General features: G+C 71.1%; 19 protein-coding genes and 1 pseudogene. 16 read left to right on the top strand and 4 right to left on the bottom strand.

The genetic code is table 11. The annotated features are described in order from the left end of the window. The first annotated feature begins 3 nt into the window (after positions 1-3). From mtrA to secA, 6 genes are all read left to right on the top strand, one after another. A complete protein-coding gene (gene mtrA / locus KZJ41_RS18370; RefSeq protein ID WP_006942670.1) occupies positions 4-681 on the top strand; it encodes an MtrAB system response regulator MtrA in 678 nt (225 codons plus the stop codon). Next, a complete protein-coding gene (gene mtrB, locus KZJ41_RS18365) occupies positions 678-2,429 on the top strand; it encodes an MtrAB system histidine kinase MtrB (protein ID WP_251549381.1) in 1,752 nt (583 codons plus the stop codon). The genes mtrA and mtrB overlap by 4 nt, the downstream gene beginning before the upstream one ends. After that, positions 2,426-4,198, top strand: coding sequence for an MtrAB system accessory lipoprotein LpqB (lpqB, locus tag KZJ41_RS18360; protein ID WP_006942676.1), 1,773 nt, complete (start codon positions 2,426-2,428; stop codon positions 4,196-4,198). The genes mtrB and lpqB overlap by 4 nt, the downstream gene beginning before the upstream one ends. A gap of 43 nt (positions 4,199-4,241) precedes the next feature. After that, entirely contained in the window at positions 4,242-4,889 is a 648-nt protein-coding gene (locus KZJ41_RS18355; RefSeq protein WP_006942685.1) for a ComF family protein, read from the top strand. 255 nt (positions 4,890-5,144) lie between these two features. Next, on the top strand, positions 5,145-5,819 hold the full coding sequence (hpf, locus tag KZJ41_RS18350; protein WP_006942687.1) for a ribosome hibernation-promoting factor, HPF/YfiA family: 675 nt from the start codon (positions 5,145-5,147) through the stop codon (positions 5,817-5,819). Between the two features lie 167 nt (positions 5,820-5,986). Beyond that, a complete protein-coding gene (gene secA, locus KZJ41_RS18345; protein WP_029544610.1) occupies positions 5,987-8,818 on the top strand; it encodes a preprotein translocase subunit SecA in 2,832 nt (943 codons plus the stop codon). 38 nt (positions 8,819-8,856) lie between these two features. On the opposite strand, the gene KZJ41_RS18340 is transcribed toward secA, so the two are convergent. Continuing rightward, on the bottom strand, positions 8,857-9,360 hold the full coding sequence (locus KZJ41_RS18340) for an Rv3235 family protein (protein WP_037201793.1): 504 nt from the start codon (positions 9,358-9,360) through the stop codon (positions 8,857-8,859). A 196-nt stretch (positions 9,361-9,556) separates the two neighbouring features. On the opposite strand from KZJ41_RS18340, the gene KZJ41_RS18335 reads away from it, so the two are divergent. The 6 genes from KZJ41_RS18335 to KZJ41_RS18310 all read left to right on the top strand — a co-directional run bounded on the left by KZJ41_RS18335 (position 9,557) and on the right by KZJ41_RS18310 (position 15,733). Next, positions 9,557-10,006 carry an HAD-IA family hydrolase gene (locus KZJ41_RS18335; protein ID WP_006942692.1) on the top strand — a complete coding sequence of 150 codons (450 nt, stop codon included), beginning with the start codon at positions 9,557-9,559 and terminating at the stop codon, positions 10,004-10,006. Continuing rightward, positions 10,003-11,415: a wax ester/triacylglycerol synthase family O-acyltransferase gene (locus KZJ41_RS18330; RefSeq protein ID WP_029544608.1), complete on the top strand. Its 1,413-nt coding sequence runs from the start codon at positions 10,003-10,005 to the stop codon at positions 11,413-11,415. The genes KZJ41_RS18335 and KZJ41_RS18330 overlap by 4 nt, the downstream gene beginning before the upstream one ends. Positions 11,416-11,418: 3 nt before the next feature. Further along, entirely contained in the window at positions 11,419-11,931 is a 513-nt protein-coding gene (locus KZJ41_RS18325; RefSeq protein WP_006942694.1) for a hypothetical protein, read from the top strand. Between the two features lie 106 nt (positions 11,932-12,037). Further along, the gene (locus KZJ41_RS18320) at positions 12,038-13,168 is read left to right on the top strand and encodes a ferredoxin reductase (RefSeq protein WP_050035462.1); all 1,131 of its coding nucleotides are present in this window, start codon (positions 12,038-12,040) and stop codon (positions 13,166-13,168) included. 35 nt (positions 13,169-13,203) lie between these two features. Continuing rightward, on the top strand, positions 13,204-14,436 hold the full coding sequence (locus tag KZJ41_RS18315) for an acyl-CoA desaturase (protein WP_006942699.1): 1,233 nt from the start codon (positions 13,204-13,206) through the stop codon (positions 14,434-14,436). A gap of 61 nt (positions 14,437-14,497) precedes the next feature. After that, positions 14,498-15,733 carry a fatty acid desaturase gene (locus KZJ41_RS18310; RefSeq protein WP_006942700.1) on the top strand — a complete coding sequence of 412 codons (1,236 nt, stop codon included), beginning with the start codon at positions 14,498-14,500 and terminating at the stop codon, positions 15,731-15,733. 79 nt (positions 15,734-15,812) lie between these two features. Here KZJ41_RS18310 and rsgA read toward each other — a convergent pair whose 3' ends face one another. Continuing rightward, positions 15,813-16,832: a ribosome small subunit-dependent GTPase A gene (gene rsgA / locus KZJ41_RS18305; RefSeq protein WP_006942701.1), complete on the bottom strand. Its 1,020-nt coding sequence runs from the start codon at positions 16,830-16,832 to the stop codon at positions 15,813-15,815. Next, the gene (gene aroA / locus KZJ41_RS18300; RefSeq protein ID WP_037200999.1) at positions 16,799-18,085 is read right to left on the bottom strand and encodes a 3-phosphoshikimate 1-carboxyvinyltransferase; all 1,287 of its coding nucleotides are present in this window, start codon (positions 18,083-18,085) and stop codon (positions 16,799-16,801) included. Before aroA ends, rsgA begins: the two co-directional genes overlap by 34 nt. Positions 18,086-18,159: 74 nt before the next feature. Here aroA and KZJ41_RS28615 point away from each other — a divergent pair. Both KZJ41_RS28615 and KZJ41_RS18295 read left to right on the top strand, forming a co-directional pair. Beyond that, positions 18,160-18,267 (top strand): annotated as a pseudogene (locus KZJ41_RS28615) (SOS response-associated peptidase); the annotation flags it as partial. A 44-nt stretch (positions 18,268-18,311) separates the two neighbouring features. Continuing rightward, positions 18,312-18,587, top strand: coding sequence for an SOS response-associated peptidase (locus KZJ41_RS18295; protein ID WP_231385917.1), 276 nt, complete (start codon positions 18,312-18,314; stop codon positions 18,585-18,587). Positions 18,588-18,601: 14 nt separating this feature from the next. On the opposite strand, the gene ybaK is transcribed toward KZJ41_RS18295, so the two are convergent. Next, the gene (gene ybaK / locus KZJ41_RS18290) at positions 18,602-19,099 is read right to left on the bottom strand and encodes a Cys-tRNA(Pro) deacylase (protein WP_231772686.1); all 498 of its coding nucleotides are present in this window, start codon (positions 19,097-19,099) and stop codon (positions 18,602-18,604) included. Positions 19,100-19,261: 162 nt separating this feature from the next. On the opposite strand from ybaK, the gene KZJ41_RS18285 reads away from it, so the two are divergent. Both KZJ41_RS18285 and rsrA read left to right on the top strand, forming a co-directional pair. Then, positions 19,262-19,891, top strand: coding sequence for a sigma-70 family RNA polymerase sigma factor (locus KZJ41_RS18285; protein ID WP_037200997.1), 630 nt, complete (start codon positions 19,262-19,264; stop codon positions 19,889-19,891). After that, positions 19,888-20,172 carry a mycothiol system anti-sigma-R factor gene (gene rsrA / locus KZJ41_RS18280; protein ID WP_006942706.1) on the top strand — a complete coding sequence of 95 codons (285 nt, stop codon included), beginning with the start codon at positions 19,888-19,890 and terminating at the stop codon, positions 20,170-20,172. Before KZJ41_RS18285 ends, rsrA begins: the two co-directional genes overlap by 4 nt. The last annotated feature ends 21 nt before the right edge of the window (positions 20,173-20,193 follow it).

The following is a 20,193-nucleotide window of genomic DNA, read 5'->3' as shown; positions in this document are numbered from 1 at the left end:
GCCATGAAGCCGAGGATTCTGGTTGTCGACGACGACACCGCGCTCGCCGAGATGCTCACGATCGTCCTGCGGGGCGAGGGATTCGAGCCGTACGTGGTGGGTGACGGTTCGCAGGCGCTGAACGCGGTCCGGGAGATCCGGCCCGACCTCGTCCTGCTCGACCTCATGCTCCCGGGCATGAACGGCATCGACGTGTGCCGGGTGCTGCGGGCCGACTCGGGCGTGCCCATCGTGATGCTCACCGCCAAGTCGGACACCGTGGACGTGGTGCTCGGGCTCGAATCCGGCGCCGACGACTACATCGTCAAGCCGTTCAAGCCCAAGGAACTCGTGGCCCGGGTCCGGGCGCGGCTGCGTCGCACCGAGCAGGAACCGGCCGAGGTGCTCTCCATCGGCGACATCGCCATCGACGTTCCCGCCCACAAGGTCAGCCGCGGGGACGAACTGATCTCTCTCACGCCGCTCGAGTTCGATCTGCTGGTGGCGCTCGCGCGCAAGCCGCGGCAGGTGTTCACCCGTGAGGTGCTGCTCGAGCAGGTCTGGGGCTACCGGCACGCGGCCGACACCCGCCTGGTGAACGTCCATGTGCAGCGGTTGCGCGCGAAGGTCGAGAAGGATCCCGAGAATCCCGAGGTGGTGCTGACGGTGCGTGGCGTCGGCTACAAGGCCGGACCGCCGTGATCGGTGGGTACCGACTGCGGCGGCGGATCACGAGGAGGACCCTGCCGCTGCTGAGGTGGTCACGTGCGGTGAGCAACCGGCTCGCCCACACGTGGCGGCGATCGTTGCAGCTCCGGGTCGTGGTCTCGACCCTGTCGCTGTCGCTGATCGTGATGCTCGTCCTCGGTGTCGTGCTCACCAGCCAGATCACCGAGCGGCTGCTCGAGGTGAAGATCAACGCCGCCACCGAGGAGGTCGAGCGCTCCCGCGCACTCGTCGAGGGCCAGCTCGCCGGCGCCGACGACTCCGGTTCGCTGCAGGTACGGCTCGACGGGGCCGCCGCGGCATTGACCAACCGCGGCAGCCACGCCGGCCAGGACACCGGCGTCGCGGGCACCTTCGACCCGGTGCTGATCGTGCCGGGCGACGGACCGCGCGCCCCGACGTCGAGCGGTCCTGCCGACCAGATCCCCGAGAACCTGCGTGCCTTCGTGCAGAAGGGCCAGATCTCCTACCAGTTCGCGACCGTGTCGGATCCGGACGGTTACTCCGGCCCGGCCCTGATCGTGGGCACCCCGACGGCGTCGGACATCTCCACCCTCGAGCTGTACCTGGTGTTCCCGCTGGCGGGCGAGGAGAACACGCTGTCGCTGGTGCGGGGCACGCTGCTCGTCGGCGCCGGCGTGCTGCTCGTGCTGCTCGCCGCGATCTCGATGATCGTCGCGCGCCAGGTCGTGCTGCCGATCCGCTCGGCGTCGCGCATCGCGGTCCGGTTCGCCGACGGCCGCCTCAAGGAACGCATGCCGGTGCGCGGTGAGGACGACATGGCGCGCCTGGCCATGTCCTTCAACGAGATGGCCGAAAGCCTGTCGCGGCAGATCACGCAGCTCGAGGAGTTCGGCAACCTGCAGAAGCGGTTCACCTCGGACGTCAGTCACGAGCTGCGGACCCCGCTGACGACGGTGCGGATGGCCGCCGACCTGATCCACGACGGCAGCGACGAACTCGACCCGTCCCTGAAGCGGGCCTCGGAGCTGCTCGTCACCGAGCTCGACCGGTTCGAGAGCCTGCTGGGCGATCTGCTCGAGATCAGCCGTCACGACGCCGGCGTCGCCGAGCTCGCGGCCGAGCAGCTCGACCTGCGGATGTGCGCCCGTGCCGCGGTCTCCACCGTCCGGCACCTCGCCCGCGAGAGCGGGACCGAGCTGATCGTCGACCTGCCCGGCGAACCCGTCACCGCCGAGGTGGATCCGCGCCGCGTCGAGCGCATCCTGCGGAACCTGCTCGCCAACGCCATCGACCACGGGGAGGGAAAACCCATCCTGTTGCGCCTGCGCGCCGACGACAACGCCGCCGCCTTCATCGTCCGGGACCAGGGCGTCGGCCTGCGTCCGGGCGAGGAGAAACTCGTCTTCAACCGGTTCTGGCGCTCGGACCCGTCGCGGGTCCGGCGGTCCGGCGGAACCGGTCTCGGCCTGGCGATCAGCGTCGAGGACGCCAACCTCCACAACGGCAAGCTCGAGGCGTGGGGCGAGCCCGGCCAGGGGTCCTGCTTCCGGCTGACCCTCCCGCGGGAACGGGGACGCAAGGTCGGCCGCAGTCCGCTGCCGCTCGTTCCCAGCACGGTCCGTGCGGTCCAGGGCCGCCCGCTGCCGGGAGCGGCCGCGCCGGCCGAGGCGGAGTCGGCGGATGCCGGGACCGGCGACGACGCCGGGACGGCCGCGGATTCGGCGCACGTGCCGGTCCCGCCCGAAGGAGCCGCCACATGAGGGGCACGAAGACGATCCTCACGGCGATGCTCGGCCTGACCGTCGCCGTGTCGGGGTGTGCCAGCCTGCCGGACTCGTCGTCGCCGCAGGCGGTCGGCACCATCGCCCGTGAGCCCACCACCACCTCGGTCCCCCCGCCGGCACCGGGCCGGGAACCGGACCTGCTCCTGCGCGACTTCCTGCGCGCCAGCACCGACCCGGCGAACCGCCACCTCGCGGCCCGGCAGTTCCTCACCGCCGACATGTCGGCCGGGTGGGACGACGCCGCCAGCGCGACGATCGTGGACAAGGTCGACGTGCTGCCGGAGTCGCGCAGCGCCGAGCGCGCGACGTACGTCATCCGTGCCAACCGGGTCGGGCACCTGGAGGAGGGCGGGGTCTACCGCGCCGACGAGGGACCGTTCGAAACCAGGATCACGCTCGTGCTCACGGGCGGCGAGTGGCGCATCGACGAGATGGGACCGGGCGTCGTCATGGACCGCCCGCAGTTCCTCAACGGCTACCAGCGACGCTCGCTGTACTTCGTCGACCCGTCCGGGCGCACGGTCGTGCCCGACCCCCGCTGGATCGCCGCGACCCAGGACCAGACCGCGGCACAGCTGATCGACCTGCTCATCGAGGGCCCGAAGGCGGCCCTGGCACCGGCCGTGCGCACGGAACTCGGCTCCGGGGTGTCCGTGCGGGGGCCGATCACCAAGGCCGACGGCCGCACGACCCAGGTCGGTGTCGGTCTCGGGGGCGTCCGGATCGACTTCCTGGGGTTGAAGCCCCTGGGCAAGGAGAGCCGCGAGATGCTGGCGGCACAGGTGATCTGGACCCTCGCCAACGCCGAGATCACCGGGCCCTACGTGCTGCTCGCGGACGGTCAGCCGCTGGACGAGCGGTTCCCGAACGGCTGGACCACCGCGGACGTGGCGTCGATGAACCCGCTGGCCACCTCGAGCGCCACCATCGGCCTCCACGCCCTGCGGGGCGGCGGGCTGGTCAGTGTCGCCGAGACCGGGGTGACTCCGGTGCCCGGGGCCTTCGGCGCCGCGACGAACCTGCGCTCGGTCGCGCTGTCGCACGACGGCGAGCTCGCGGCCGCCGTCGCAGACACCGGGCGTCCCGCCCCCGAAGCCACCGCCGAGCTGCTGATCGGCCCCTACCGCGACGGGACGGCGGCACGTGCCCTGCAGGGCGAATCGATCACGCGGCCGACGTGGGCGCTCGACGACAACTCCGTGTGGGCCGTGGTCAACGGCACGAACGTGGTGCGCGTGGTGCGCGAGCCGGGCACCGGCCGGGTCACCGTCCTCCCCGTCGACGCCGGCTCCGTGCGGGCCGTGGGCAACGTGATCAGCGATCTGCGGCTTTCCCGCGACGGCGTGCGCGCGGCGATGATCGTGGACGGCCGCGTGTACGTCGCGGTGGTCGTGCAGAAGTCGAACGGCGAGTTCTCGCTCACGACGCCGCGGGAGATCGCCATCGGCCTCGGCAGCCCGGCGTTGTCGCTGGACTGGAGCACCCCGGACACCGTGGTGGTGGCACGGTCCGCCTCCGACGTGCCCGTCGTGCAGGTCGCGGTGGACGGCTCCCGCATGGACGCCCTGCCGAGCCGGAACCTCACCCCGCCCGTGGTCGCCGTCGAGGCGTCGACGACCTCGGAGTTCGTGGCCGACTCGCGGGCGGTGTTCCAGCTGAACAACGCCGATCCGGCCGGCGACCGGTACTGGCGCGAGGTACCCGGCCTGACCGGGCTGCAGGCGGTCCCCGTCCTGCCGGGCTGACGGTCCGGCGCGGGATGTCGGGGCCGGCGGCCACACTGGCGCGGTGCTGACCTCGCTGCTGGATCTGGTGCTGCCCGTCGAGTGCGGCGGTTGCGGACTCGCCGGCGTCGGCTGGTGCCGGCGCTGTGCCCGGGAACTGGCGGACGTGCCTGCACGGGTCCGGCCCCGGGTCGATCCCGGCGTGCCGGTGTGGGCGCTGGGGCCGTACCGCGGCGCCCGCCGTCGCGCGGTGATCGCGGCCAAGGAACACGGCCGGCGCGATCTGGCCGTCCCGCTCGGCCTCGCGCTGGCGACCGCCGTGTCGCGGTTGCGGCGCTGGGGTGAGCTGCCCGCCGGACCCGTCGTCGTGGTGCCCGCCCCGACGAGGGCGCGGGCGGCGCGGTCACGCGGCGGCGACCCGGTGACGCGCGCGGCGCGCGTGGCCGCCGGCCACGACCGGCGGCTCGAGGTCTGCGGCCTCCTCGGCACCGGGCGCGGCGTCCGGGATTCGGTGGGGCTGTCGGCCGCCCAGCGGCAGCGCAACCTGGCCGGCCGGGTGCGGATCCGGACGGCGGCGGGTCCGCCGCCCGGGGCGGCGGTGCTGCTCGTCGACGACGTCGTCACCACCGGCGCCACCGCGGCGGAGTCGGTGCGGGTCCTGCGGGCCGCGGGCCATCGCCCGTGCGGGGTGCTGGTGATCGCCGCCGCGTAGCGAGCCGGAGGGCCCTGCGCCGCGGGACGTGGGTCCGCGAGAAAGGGGACATCAGTCCTGCCACGAGGTGACCACGGCGTGAAATTCGACGGAACGGTGGCACTCCCCGCCGTTCCGTACTACCGTCGCCCTCAGACCCGAAAACACAGGTAGCGGGCGCAAAACGCCCCTGACCGTCGTGTCGGGCGGAGCGCGTTTCGCGCTCGTCGATCATGCCGGCGCGCGAGCTGCGCCGGCCGTACTCGGGAGGTACGAGTGACGATCCCTTCGAAGTCCAAGGTTCCCGCTGCAGAGGCCGAAGCCGGTACTGCGGAGTCCAACGGTCCCCGCGCCGACATCGTCGTCAAGGGGCGCAACGTCGAGGTCCCGGATCACTTCCGGGTCTACGTGTCCGAGAAGCTCGCTCGGCTCGAACGTTTCGACCCGACGATCTTCCTGTTCGATGTGGAGTTGCAGCACGAGCGCAATCGCCGGCAGCTGAAGAGTTGTCAGAGAGTCGAGATCACCGCTCGGGCCAAGGGACCGGTGGTGCGCGCGGAGGCGTCCGCGGACAGTTTCTACGCCGCCTTCGAGTCCGTGACGGACAAGCTGGAGTCGCGGTTGCGTCGCACGAAGGACCGCCGCAAGGTGCACCACGGGGAGAAGACCCCCGTCTCGGTCGCCGAGGCCACCGCGCAACTCGCCAAGGACGACTCCCTCGGCATCTCACCGGAGATCTCGCTGGAACAGCACGAGCCCGAGCCCACAGGTCCGGGCCGGATCGTGCGCACGAAGGAGCACACGGCCGAGCCGATGACCGTCGACGACGCGCTGTACGAGATGGAGCTGGTGGGGCACGACTTCTACCTGTTCCACGACAAGGAGACCGACAGTCCCTCGGTCGTCTACCGCCGGCACGCGTTCGACTACGGATTGATCCGGCTGGTGTGACGACCGCACCGCGGAGCGGCGGCGCCTCGCGCGCCACCCTGCCGAGCGGTCGCCCGTCGTCACCTCGCTGAAAGACCGCCTACCATGGAATCCGGCCGGGGTCGATACAGGCCTCGGCCGGATTTTCGTTGCCCGTGCTGTACCCGAGATTGAGGACGAACACGCCCGTGCTGTCGCTGTCGAAGCTGCTCCGAGTCGGTGAAGGTCGCATGGTCAAGCGGCTCAAGCACATCGCCGACCACGTCGATTCCCTCTCACCCGAGTTCGAGACGCTCACCGACGAGCAGTTGCGGGCCAAGACGGACGAGTTCCGCCGGCGTTACCAGGACGGCGAGACCCTCGACGAGCTGCTGCCCGAGGCGTTCGCGACGGCCCGCGAGGCGTCGTGGCGGGTGCTGGGCCAGAAGCACTACCCGGTTCAGATCATGGGCGGCGCGGCGCTGCACTTCGGCAACATCGCCGAGATGAAGACCGGTGAGGGCAAGACCCTGACCTGTGTGCTGCCCGCCTACCTCAACGCCATCGCCGACGAGGGCGTGCACGTGGTGACGGTCAACGACTACCTCGCCAAGCGCGACTCCGAGTGGATGGGCCGGGTGCACCGGTCCCTCGGGCTCGAGACCGCGGTGATCCTGTCCGGCCTCCCGCCCGCCGAGCGGCGCGCCGCGTACGCCGCGGACATCACCTACGGCACCAACAACGAGTTCGGCTTCGACTATCTGCGCGACAACATGACGCACTCGCTCGACGATCTCGTGCAGCGCGGCCACAACTTCGCGATCGTCGACGAGGTCGACTCGATCCTCATCGACGAGGCCCGCACGCCGCTGATCATCTCGGGCCCGGCCGACGCGTCGAGCAAGTGGTACGCCGAGTTCGCGCGGATCGCGCCGCTGCTGAAGAAGGACGTCCACTACGAGGTGGACATCAAGAAGCGCACCATCGGCGTGCACGAGGCGGGGGTGGAGCTCGTCGAGGACCAGCTCGGCATCGACAACCTGTACGAGGCGGCGAACTCGCCGCTGGTGAGCTACCTCAACAACGCCATCAAGGCCAAGGAGCTGTACCAGCGCGACAAGGACTACATCGTCCGCAACGGCGAGGTGATCATCGTCGACGAGTTCACCGGCCGCATCCTCGTCGGACGGCGCTACAACGAGGGCATGCACCAGGCCATCGAGGCCAAGGAAGGCGTCGAGATCAAGGCGGAGAACCAGACGCTCGCCACGATCACGCTGCAGAACTACTTCCGCCTCTACGACAAGCTCTCCGGCATGACGGGCACCGCCGAGACCGAGGCCGCGGAGCTGCACCAGATCTACGAGCTCGGCGTGATCCCGATCCCGACGAACAAGCCGATGGTCCGCGCGGACCAGGGCGACCTGATCTACAAGACGGAGGAGGCGAAGTTCGCGGCCGTCGTCGACGACGTCGCCGAGCGCCACGCCAAGGGCCAGCCGGTCCTGATCGGCACCACCAGCGTCGAACGCTCCGAATACCTGTCCAAGCAGTTCACCAAGCGCGGCATCCCGCACAACGTGCTCAACGCCAAGTTCCACGAGCAGGAGGCGACGATCATCGCCGAGGCCGGCCGGTCCGGCGCGGTGACCGTCGCCACCAACATGGCCGGTCGCGGTACCGACATCGTGCTCGGGGGCAACCCGGACATCCTGGCCGACGTGGAGCTGCGCAAGCGGGGTCTCGACCCGGTCCACACGCCCGAGGAGTACGAGGCGGCCTGGGACGAGGTGATCGAGCGGATCAACGCCGAGGTCAAGGCCGACGCCGACAAGGTCCGGGCGGCGGGCGGCCTGTACGTCCTCGGCACCGAGCGGCACGAGTCCCGCCGTATCGACAACCAGCTGCGCGGCCGTTCCGGCCGGCAGGGCGATCCGGGTGAGTCGCGCTTCTACCTCTCGCTCGGCGACGAGCTGATGCGCCGCTTCAACGGCGCGGCGCTCGAGTCGATCATGACCCGCCTGAACCTGCCCGACGACGTGCCGATCGAGGCGAAGATGGTCTCGAAGGCCATCAAGAGCGCGCAGACGCAGGTCGAGCAGCAGAACTTCGAGATCCGCAAGAACGTCCTGAAGTACGACGAGGTGATGAACCAGCAGCGCACCGTCATCTACGACGAGCGCCGCCGCATCCTCCGCGGGGAGGACCTCGAGGGCCAGGTCGAGCACATGATCGCGGATGTGGTCACCGCGTACGTCGACGGCGCCACCGCCGAGGGCTACGTCGAGGACTGGGACCTCGAGCAGCTGTGGACGGCGCTGAAGACCCTCTACCCGGTGGGCATCGACCACAAGGAACTCACCGTCTCCACGAACGGCGAGCCCGCGGACCTCAGCCGCGAGGAACTGCGCGAGGCCCTGCTGGAGGACGCGCGCGCCGCGTACGCCCGCCGCGAGGCGGAGATCGACGCCGTCGCCGGCGAGGGCGGCATGCGCGAGCTCGAGCGCCGCGTCCTGCTGTCGGTGCTCGACCGCAAGTGGCGCGAGCACCTCTACGAGATGGACTACCTCAAGGAGGGCATCGGCCTGCGGGCGATGGCGCAGCGCGACCCGCTCGTCGAGTACCAGCGGGAGGGCTACGACATGTTCATCGGCATGCTCGAGGGCCTGAAGGAGGAGTCCGTCGGATTCCTGTTCAACCTGCAGGTCGAGGCGGCGCAGCCGCAGCCGGCCCCGGGCGTCAGCGTCACCGCCGCGTCCGCGGCCGTCACGGCGCAGGCCGCCCCCACCCTGGCGAAGCCTGCTCCCGCCCCGGCACCTCCTGCTCCCGCGCCCGCTCCGGCCGCGCTGCGCGCGAAGGGGCTCGACGAGGACGAGGAGCGCAACCTCACCTACACCGGGCCGGCCGAGGACGGCAGTGCCCAGGTGCGGCGCAGCCCCGCGACATCGTCGCCGGCCGCGTCCGCGCCCGGGACGACGGGCACCCGCCGGCAGCGCCGGGAGGCGGCACGCAAGCAGACCAAGGCGCAGCGCCGCCGCTGACGACCCGGCCGGAGCGCCGGCCCGGCCGCGTCGTCCGGTCAGCCCAGCCACACGGTGGTGATCAGCCAGCCGTGTGGCGTCCGGCGTGTCGTGGGATGGCGCGAGACCCGGCCGGCCAGCGCGAACACGCGGTGGCCGCGGCCGTAGGAGCCGAACAACTCGGCGGTGTCGGCGTCGACCGCGCGCAGCCGGGTCCGCAGGAGCACCGCGGTCCCCGTGTCGCCCGACTTCGCCACGGCGGCGACGGTCGCGTGCAGCGACGAATGCAGCACCGCGGCGAGTTGGGTCTCCGGGCGGCGCCGGTCGGCCACCTCGAGGATCAACCGGGCCGCGAGGTCGGCGAACCGTCGCGCCGCCGGATCCACCTCCGGCAGCGGCCGGCCGGCCGGCGGCGCCGAGGCGCGCACCGAGCGGCCGTCGTGCGGGGTGAGGCGGCGCCGCGCGTGCCGGCGATGCGGTCCGGCCGGGCAACAGCGCTGCACCGGCGGCTCGAACGGAACGATGCGCCGGACGTAGTGGGCGTCGCCGTGCGGAGATGTCATCGGTTCTCCCGGATCCAGGGGGGCGACGTCGGCGCGGAACGGCCGACGCCCGGTGTGCGGACCCCGGGAGAGGACGGAGTCGCCGGTCATGGTGCCACATCCGCGCCGAGGAGGCGCGAGCATGGCGGGTCCGGTGTCGCCGCGTCGTTCGGGCTGTTGCATCGCCGAACCGGTGCTCGCGAACTAGGGTGAGGCGATGCGTGGACTGGTGCTCGATTTCGGTGGGGTGCTCGCGGGCCCCGGCACGGACGCGGCCGCGCTCGGTGGGGTGCTCGCCGAGGTGCGCCGGCGCGGCGTGCGCACCGCGATCCTCAGCAACGATCCGGGTGGTCCCGCGGCCGGCCCGCTGCGCGATCTCGGGCGCGGCCGGCTGGTGGACGAGGTGGTGCTGTCCGGAGACGTGGGCACCGCCAAACCGGACCCGCGCAGCTACCTGCTGGTGGCCCGGCGTCTCGGGCTCGAACCGTCGGCGTGCGTGTTCGTCGACGACCTGCGGGTGAACGTGGACGGCGCGGTCGCGGCGGGGATGGTCGGCGTGCATCATGCCGATGCCGCCGAGGTGGTGGCGGAATTGACGGTGCTGTTCGGCCTCGGCGAGTCGTCGCGGGCCGGGGCGCCGCGGGACGAGGGGGATGTCGGGCGATGACCAACCGGATGTCGGCTCAGGACGCGTCGTTCTACTTTCTGGAGACGAGCAATACGCCGATGCACATCGGCTCGCTCGCCATCCTGGAGCAGCCGCGCGGTGGGCTCGACTACGAGGACGTGCTGCGGCTGGTGGAGCGACGTCTCGCGGCGGTGCCGCGGTACCGGCAGAAGGCCCGCGAGGTCGCGCTCGGCCTGGCGCGGCCCGTGTGGGTCGACGACCGCGACTTCGACATCACCTACCACGTGCGGCGCTCGGCATTGCCGCGGCCCGGCTCCGAAGCGCAGCTGCACGACCTGTTGGCCCGGCTGATCTCCCGTCCTCTCGACCGTTCGCGCCCGCTGTGGGAGATGTATCTCGTCGAGGGCCTGGCCGGCGACCGGTGCGCCCTGTTCACCAAGACCCACTCGGCCCTGGTGGACGGCGAGGAGGCACTCGAGATCGGGCAGGTGCTCTTCGAGCCCACCGAGACTCCCCGGGTGGATCCGGAGGAGCTGTGGATGCCGGAACCGGAGCCGAGCGACTCGGCGCTGGTGTTCGGCGCGCTCGCGGAGCTGGTGGCCCGCCCCGGCGAGGCCGTGTCGGGGTTGCGGGCGGCCGTCGGCGATCTGGCCGCCACCGCCGGCGAGGCGCTGGATGTCGTGGGCCGGTTGGCGCGCACCGCCGCCCAGTCCGCGCCCGGCAGCCCGCTGAATGCCTCGATCTCGCGCAACCGCCGGTTCGCGGTGGTCAAGGCCGATCTCGAGCTGTACCGGAAGATCCGGGCCCGCTACGGCTGCACCATCAACGACGTCGTGCTGGCGGTGATCGCGGGGGCGCTGCGGTACTGGCTGCTCTCACGCGGGGAGCCGCTGACGGAGGCGACGGTGGTGCGGGCGATGGTGCCGATGTCGGTGTACACGCAGGACCCGGATGCGCCCGACGAGGGTGGGGACGTGTCCGCGGCGGGGCCGCGCGGGGAGGTCTCGACCTTCCTGGTGGACCTTCCGGTCGGTGAACCGAACGCGGTCGTCCGCCTGTCCCACATCTCGCACGCCGGGGAGGCCTACTCGCGGCAGGGCCGGCGGGTGCCGGCGCGGTCGATGATGCGGCTGTCCGGGTTCGCGCCCGCGACCATGCACGCGGTCGGGGCGCGTGTCGCGAGTGGTTTCTCCCAGCGCATGTTCAACCTGATGATCACGAACGCACCGGGTCCGCAGCATCCCCTCTACCTCGCCGGGGCGCGGGTGCTCGAGATGTACCCGATCTCGCCCCTCCTGAAGAACCAGGCACTGAGCGTCGCGTTGACGTCGTACGACGGCAACGTCTACTACGGTCTGAATGCGGACCGCGACGCGATGCCCGATGTGGAGGTGCTGACGTCGCTGCTGCACGAGTCGCTCGAGGAGTTGTTGGATGCCAGTAGGTGAGTTGTGACACGGGTGTACGTGCCGGCCACGATCGAGACGTTGAAGCGGTTGGTCGCCGACGGCGAGTTCGAGGCGGTGAGCCGCACCGCGTTCGCGGTCACCCCCGCGTTGCGCGAGGCGTACACCTCCGGCGACGACGAGGAACTCGCCGAGGTCGCGATGGCCGAGGCGGCCCGCGCCTCGTTGCGGTTGCTCGCCGGCCGGGCCGACGACGACCCGGCTCCCGAGTTCGGCCTGCGCCGGGTGGTCGTGGCCGCGGACGTCGACGGGGTGACTTTGCGCCCGGATCTCGACGATGCGGTGGTCCGGCTGCCCGGACCGGTGCCGCTGTCCGCGGTCGCGTCGGTGCACGTGGACCTCGCCGCCGCGGAGCCGGACATCGCCCGTGCCCTCCCGGTCGTGGACGCGGCCGACCTCGGCGACGAGGAGGCGGAGTTCGTGCTGGGCGACGCCGAGGACCACGAACTCGCCTGGTACGCCGCCCAGGAACTGCAGTTCCTGCTCGAGTTGCTCTGAGCTGCTCCCGGCCCCGAGTGTGACGGCTGTCTCGCCGCAACCTACGCCTCCGTAGGGAGCTGGTAACCTACGGAGGCGTAGCCCCTGGACGAGGAGAAGTGATCGGATGGGTCTGAAGGACTGGATCGAGCGGCCGGCGGCGCATGTCGCGACGAGGGACCGATCCGTGTCGAATCTCCTGCGCGGCGCGGCCGCGCGGTTGACGACACCGCTCCTGCCCGACGACTACCTGCACCTCGCCAACCCGCTGTGGTCGGCGCGCGAGCTGCGCGGCCGCATCGTCGAGGTCCGCCGCGAGACCGCCGACTCCGCGACGCTCGTCATCAAGCCCGGCTGGGGCTTCGACTTCGGGTACGCGCCGGGCCAGTACATCGGCATCGGGCTGCACGTCGACGGCCGCTGGCACTGGCGTTCGTACTCGCTGACCTCGTCGCCCACCTGGGACCGCAAGCTCATCTCGATCACCGTCAAGGCCATGACCGACGGTTTCCTGTCGAGTCACCTCGTGAGCGGCGTGCCCGCGGGCACGATCGTGCGGCTCGCCGCGCCCAAGGGCGAGTTCGTCCTGTCCGACCCCCCGCCGCCGAAGATCCTCTTCCTCACCGCGGGCAGCGGCATCACCCCGATCATGTCGATGCTGCGCACCCTCGACCGCCGGTCGCTGCAGGCGCATGCCGAGCTGCCCGACGTCGTGCACGTGCACTCGGCGCCCACCGCCCCCGAGGTGATGTTCGCCGACGAGATCGCCCGCTTCGGTGCGGACCACGAGCAGTACCGCCCGTACGTGCGGCTGACGCGGGAGCAGGGCAAGTTCACCCTCGCCGAGCTGGACACGGTGTGCCCGGACTGGCGGGAGCGCCAGGTGTGGGCGTGTGGCCCGCAGGCGATGCTCGACGACATGGAGCGGTTCTGGGATGCCGCGGGCCTGCCGGAGCGGCTCCATCTGGAACGCTTCGCCGTCACCCGGGCGGACACCTCCGGCGCCGGCGGCACGGTGACCTTCGCCAAGTCGGGCAAGACCGTCACCGTCGACGGTGCGACGACCCTGCTCGAGGCGGGTGAGAGCGCCGGCGCCCTGATGCCGTTCGGCTGCCGGATGGGAATCTGTCAGACTTGTGTGGTGCCCTTGGAGAAGGGGCACGTCGTCGATCTCCGGTCCGGCAAGGAACACGCCGAGGGGGAGCGGGTTCAGACCTGCATCTCCGCGGCTGCCGGAGACTGCACGCTCGGCGCCTGACGCACTACCGACCCGGACCAGGGGGAAGGACCCCGGTGGCAATCACCGACATCACCGAGTTCGCGCACCTCACCGACGCGGACATCGAGGAACTCGGCCGCGAGTTCGACGCGATCCGTCGCGACATCGAGGACACCCGGGGGCTGCGCGACGCCCGCTACATCCGCAACACGATCCGGCTGCAACGCGTGCTCGAGATCGGCGGCCGGGCGGCGCTGTTCGGCAGCCGCCGGCGTCCGCTGTGGCTGCTCGGCACGGGCTTGCTCTCCCTGTCGAAGATCATCGAGAACATGGAGCTCGGGCACAACGTGATGCACGGGCAGTGGGACTGGATGAACGACCCGGAGATCCACTCGACGTCGTGGGAGTGGGACCAGACGGGTCCGTCGCAGCACTGGAAGCGCGCCCACAACTACGCGCACCACACCTATACGAACATCGTCGGCATGGACGACGACGTGGGATTCGGCATCCTGCGGATGACGCGCGACGAGAAGTGGCGGCCGATCAACCTGCTGCAGCCCGTGGCCAACCTGATCTTGGCGGCCACCTTCGAGTGGGGCATCGCCCTGCACGACCTCGGAGCCGAGAAGAAGGCGTGCGGTGTGCCGCCGGGGCAGCGGAACTCCCAGCCCACCAAGGACTTTGCCCGGAAGATCGCGCGGCAGCTGGGCAAGGACCTGGTGCTGTTCCCGGCCATGACGGGCCGGGCGTGGCGCAGCACGATCACCGCGAACCTCACGGCCAACCTGGTGCGGAACCTGTGGGCGTACGTGGTGATCTTCTGCGGTCACTTCCCCGACGGCGCCGAGAAGTTCACCGTGGCGCAGTACGAGAACGAGACGCAGGGCCAGTGGTACCTGCGGCAGCTGCTCGGTAGCGCCAACATCGATGCCGGTCCGGTGATGGCCTTCATGACCGGCAACCTGAGCTACCAGATCGAGCACCACCTGTTCCCGGACCTGCCCAGCAACCGCTACCCGGAGATCGCGGAGCGGGTGCGCACGCTGTGTGCGAAGTACGACCTGCCGTACACGAGCGGTCCGCTCGGCAAGCAGTACCTGCTGGCGCTGCGCACGATCCACAAGCTGGCGTTGCCGGACGCGTGGTTGCGGGCGACGTCGGACGACGCCCCGGAGACCTCCTCCGAGCGCAAGTTCCGGCGTCCCGATCTGCCGCGGGTGCGGTCGGTGGGGGAGCGTCGCGAGGGGCTGGCGACCGCGCTGCAGACATTGCGCGCCGCCAAACGCGCCGCCCGGCGGAAGTGATCTGCCGCACAAGCTACATCTCCGTAACCTACGGACTCGTAACCTACGGTACGGTAGGCGCATGGCCATTTCGGACATCAAGGAGTACGCGCACCTCACGGAGGCGGACGTCGAGGCCCTCGGCCGAGAACTCGACGCCATCCGGCGAGACATCGAGGACTCCCGCGGCGAACGCGACGCCCGCTACATCCGCAACACGATCCGGCTGCAGCGCGGCCTGGAACTCGGCGGGCGCGCGGCGCTGTTCGGCAGCCGCCGGCGTCCGCTGTGGCTGCTCGGTGCGGGCCTGCTCGGCGTCTCGAAGATCATCGAGAACATGGAGCTCGGGCACAACGTGATGCACGGGCAGTGGGACTGGATGAACGATCCCGAGGTCCACTCCGCCAGCTGGGAGTGGGACAACGCCGACCCGTCCGCGCACTGGAAGCAGACCCACAACTACCTGCACCACAAGTACACCAACATCCTCGGCATGGACGACGACGTGGGATACGGCCTGCTGCGGGTCACGCGGGACCAGCGCTGGTCGCCGTTCAACTACGGCAACATCGTCTACAACGCGCTGCTCGCCCTGCTGTTCCAGTACGGCGTCGCGGTCCAGCATCTCGAGCTCGGCAAGGTGGCCAAGGGCCGCGACGACCGCGCCGAGACCAAGCGCAAGCTGCGCGAGGTCGGGGACAAGATCGGTCGCCAGATCGTCAAGGACTACGTGGTCTACCCGGCGCTGACGGGCAAGGCCTGGAAGTCCACGCTGACCGCGAACATGACGGCGAACGTCATCCGGAACCTGTGGACCAACGCGGTCATCTTCTGCGGGCACTTCCCCGACGGCGCCGAGAAGTTCACCAAGGCCGACGTCGACAACGAGTCGCAGGCGCAGTGGTACCTGCGGCAGATGCTCGGCAGCGCCAACATCTCCGGCGGCCCCGTCATGGACTTCATGACCGGCAACCTGAGCTACCAGATCGAGCACCACCTGTTCCCGGACCTGCCGTCCAACCGGTACGCCGAGATCGCGGTGAAGGTCCGGCAGCTGTGCGACAAGTACGACCTGCCGTACACCACCGGCCCCCTCGCGGTGCAGTACTTCAAGTCGTGGCGCACCATCGCCAAGCTGTCGCTGCCGAACAAGTACCTCGCCGACACCCCGGACGCCGCACCCGAAACCGCGTCCGAACGCGGCTTCGGCGGCACCGCCGTGGTGGACCCCGCGACCGGCCGGCGACGCGGTCTGGCGACCGCGATCCGCGAGAACCGCCGGGTCCGCGGCGTGCGCCGCCTCCTGGGCATGCGCTGATCCCGAGCCCGCATCGAGCGCCCGGCGTCCCCGTGACGCCGGGCGCTCGGCGTCGCGGGCCCGTATCACCGGCTCTCGGTCACCAGGTCTCGTTCGCGGCGATCGCGGTCAACAGAGCCCGCACCGCCATCGCGCGGCGCCGGGACTTGCCCTCGAGTTCGTCGAGCGCGCACTCGGGATCCGCAGGCGGGCCCAGGTGGGTGCAGCCGCGGGGGCAGGCCTCCACCGCCTCGGCAAGATCCGAGAAGGCGGCGATCACGTTGTCGGCGCCGATGTGCGCGAGTCCGAACGACCTGATACCGGGCGTGTCGATCACCCAACCACCGCCCGGCAGCGGCAACGCCACCGACTGCGTGGAGGTGTGCCGGCCCTTCCCGACGCCCGAGACCGCCCCGATGGCCCGGTCGGCATCCGGGACGAGTCTGTTGACCAGGGTCGACTTCCCGACGCCGGAGTGGCCGATCAGGGCCGTCACCTTGCCGGTGAGCATCTCCCGGAGTTCCGTCAGGTCCCGATCCTGTCCGGCCAGCATCACGCGGACGTCCAGGTCGGCGAACTGCGCGGTGAACTCGGCCGGATCGGCGAGATCGCTCTTGGTCAGGCACAGCACCGGGTCGAGACCGCCCGCGTACGCGGCGACCATGGACCGTTCGACCAGCCCGGTCCGCGGCGGCGGATCGGCCAGCGCGACGACGATCAGCAGTTGCTCCGCGTTGGCCACGACGATCCGCTCGAACGGGTCGGTGTCGTCGGCGGTGCGGCGCAGCACCGTGGTGCGCTCCTCTACCCGCACGATCCGCGCCAGGGTGTCGGGCCGTCCCGACAGGTCCCCGACCACGGCGACCCGGTCGCCGACCACGACGGGGGTGCGGCCGAGCTCACGGGCCCGCATCGCCACCACCGGCCGTGCCGGATCGCCGCCCAGCACGCAGCCCCACCGACCGCGGTCGACCGAGACCACCATCGCCTCGGCGGCGTCGAGATGAGCCGGCCGGTCCTTCGTGCGCGGACGCGAGCCCTTGCCCGGACGGATCCGGACATCGGACTCGTCGTAGGTGCGCCGGCTCAGGAGCGTGCTCCCGTCAGCATCCCGGCCCACAGCTCGGGGAAGTTCGGCAGGGTCTTGGCGGTCGTGCCGATGTCCTCGACCTCGACGCCGTCGACCACGAGGCCCACGATCGCGCCCGCCGTGGCCATCCGGTGATCCGCGTACGAATGCCAGCGCCCGCCGTGCAGCGGCGCGGGCACGATGTGCAGGCCGTCGGCGGTCTCGGTCGCGGCGCCGCCGAGCTTGCCGAGCTCCGTGGCCAGGGCGGCCAGGCGGTCCGTCTCGTGCCCGCGCAGGTGCGCGATGCCCCGCAGCGTGGACGGGGTCGTCGCCAGCGCCGCGAGCGCTGCGACGGTGGGGGCGAGCTCACCCACGTCGTGCAGGTCGATGTCGAGGCCGCGCAGGCGCTCCGGGCCGCGCACGGTGAGCGTGCCGCCGGACAGGGCGACGTCGGCGCCCATCTGCTGGAGGATGCCGCGGATCGCGTCGCCGGCCTGGGTGGTGCGCTGCGGCCACCGCGGCACCGACACCGTGCCGCCCGTGACGGCCGCGGCCGCCAGGAACGGGGTCGCATTGGACAGATCCGGCTCGACCACGCGGTCCACCGCGCGGATCGGGCCCGGCGCGACCCGCCAGGTGTCGGGCACGGTGGTGTCCACCGTCACCGCGGACTCGCGCAGCATGTCGACGGTCATGTCGATGTGCGGCATGGACGGCACGGCCGCCCCGGCGTGCCGGACCGTGACGCCCTCATCGAACGCCGCGGCGGACAGCAGCAGCCCCGAGACGAACTGCGACGAGCCGGACGCGTCGATGGTGACGACACCGCCGCGCAGGCGGCCGCGCCCGTGCACGGTGAAGGGCAGGGTGTCGCCGTCGACGTCGGCGCCGAGCGAGCGCAGGGCCTCGAGGACCGTGCCCATCGGCCGCGTGCGCGCCTGCTCGTCGCCGTCGAAGAAGACGTCGCCGTCGGCCAGTGCCGCGACGGGCGGCACGAATCGCATCACCGTGCCGGCCAGGCCGCAGTCCACCCGGGCGCCGTGCAGCCGGCCGGGGGTGACGTGCAGGGTGGTGCCGTCGTCGCGTTCGTCGATCGTCGCGCCGAGTCCGCGCAGGGCGCCGATCATCAGGTCGGTGTCGCGGCTGCGCAGCGCGCCGGTCACGGTCGACGGGCCGTCCGCGAGGGCGGCGAGGATCAGGGCGCGGTTGGTGATCGACTTGGACCCGGGCAGCGTGACGGAACTGTCGACGGGTGACTCGGCTCGGGGCGCACTCCACGGATTCACCCGTCCATCTTCGCCCATCCGCGCGCGAGGGCCACACCTGCCACACTTCGAAGCCGTGTGCGGCCGGCATGCGGTGACGGCGGATCCGGCGGATGCGCTGGGGGACCGTCCCGTCGTTCGCCGCCGAGATCGACCGGAGCGCAACGCTTTTCAACGCCCGCTCCGAATCGGCCGAGCTCGAGCCCGCTTTCGCGCGGCCGGTGCGGCACCGGCGGTGCCTGGTGCCGACGGACGGCTGGTACGAGTGGCAGCACGACCCGTCGTCGGCCGACGGCAGGGCCGGCCCTGCCGGCAAGGCTGGCAGGGCCGGGCGGATCCGTACTGCATGTCCCCGCGGGACGGCTCGCGCCTCTGCACGGCCGGGCTGTGGTCGCAGTGGTCCGATCCGAAGTCGAGCCGCGAGGCGGTGGCCTCGATCACGATCCGGCGTGTGTCGGCCGTGGTCGGCAGCGTCCGCAACCACGGTCTCGGACTGCTCGCCCCGGCCTCGCCCGCCGCCGAGCAGCTCACCCTGCTCTGACGCCCGGCGCCGAATCAGGCCCCGGTGGTGATCGGCGCCACCACCGCGCCCGCGAGCCGCACCAGGTCCGCCGGCGCGAGTTCGATCTCGAGGCCGCGGCGTCCCGCGCTGCACAGGACCCGATCCCACTGTTGCGCGGAGGCGTCGACGGCGGTGCGCAGCCGGCTGCGCTGGCCCAGCGGTGAAATCCCCCCGAGGACGTAGCCGGTGGCGCGCTCGGCGTCGCTGCGCTCGGCCATGACCGCCTTACCGCCACCGAGGGCGGCCGCCGCCGCCTTGAGCGAAAGGGTCGCCGGGACCGGGATCACGGCCACCGCGAGCTTGCCGTCGGAGAGCTTGATCACCAGGGTCTTGAAGATCTGCGCGGGGACCACCCCGAGCCGCTGCCCGAGCATCTCGACGGCCTCGGAGCCGAAGGAGCCGGCCCGCGGGTCGTGCGGGTACTCGTGGACGCGGTGGGTGACGTTCTCGCGCAGCAGCAGCTTCGTCGCGGGAGTGGAGGTCGAGGCCATGCGCGCCAATGTAGGGAACAAGGGCCGGAGCTGTCGTGTTGATTCCGGGTGGCCGCCCCGATCGGGCGCGGCCGGTGACCGAGAGCGAGGGAGTACCGCGTGCCTGTGCTGTGCCCGCCCCGACCGGTAGCCTTCACGGATACGGCAAGTGAAGGGATCGGTGTGGTCGAGGAGTCTGGTGCGGAACTGGCCGAACGGTTCGAGCGGGATGCACTGCCCCTGCTCGATCAGCTCTACGGCGCGGCCCTGCGGATGACCCGCAACCCTGCGGACGCGGAGGATCTGGTTCAGGAGACGTATATCAAGGCGTTCTCCGCCTTCTCCTCGTTCAAGGAGGGCACCAACCTCAAGGCGTGGTTGTACCGCATCCTGACGAACACCTACATCAACTCCTACCGCAAGAAGCAGCGCCAGCCCGCGCAGTACCCGACGGAGGAGATCACCGACTGGCAGCTCGCGGCGACCGCCGAGCACAGCTCCACCGGTCTGCGGTCGGCCGAGGTCGAGGCGCTCGACGCGCTTCCCGACGACGACGTCAAGGCTGCGCTGCAGGAGCTGCCCGAGGAGTTCCGGATGGCGGTGTACTACGCCGACGTCGAGGGCTTCCCGTACAAGGAGATCGCGGAGATCATGGGCACCCCCATCGGCACGGTGATGTCGCGGCTGCACCGCGGCCGCAAGCAGTTGCGCGGCCTGCTGGCCGATGTCGCGCGGGAGCGGGGATTCAACCGGAGCGGAGCCGTCGACGCGGCCGTCGGAGACGGTGCGGACAAGAAGGAGGTCTCGAGGTGAGCGAGTCGGCCGACTTCGATCAGCTCGACTGTTCCGCGGTGATCGCGGACGTCTACCTGCTGCTCGACAGCGAGTGCGACGATCGGTCGCGTGAGCGCCTGCAGCGCCATCTCGACGACTGCGGGTCCTGCCTCGAGGCGTACGGGCTCGAGTCCCAGCTCAAGTCCCTGCTGAGCCGCAAATGCGGCGGCGAGCACGCTCCGGAGGGCCTCCGGGAGCGGCTGCTGATAGAGATCCGGCGGACCGTCGTCGTGACGACCCGCACCGACGTCCGGGATTGAGCCACCAACGAGTGAGGGGGC

Origin of the sequence: Rhodococcus sp. 11-3, assembly GCF_023704055.1 — a bacterium.
Lineage (GTDB): Bacteria > Actinomycetota > Actinomycetes > Mycobacteriales > Mycobacteriaceae > Rhodococcus > Rhodococcus aetherivorans.
The sequence above is the reverse complement of the archived record's forward strand: the minus strand, read 5'-3'. Positions and strand labels throughout refer to the sequence as shown.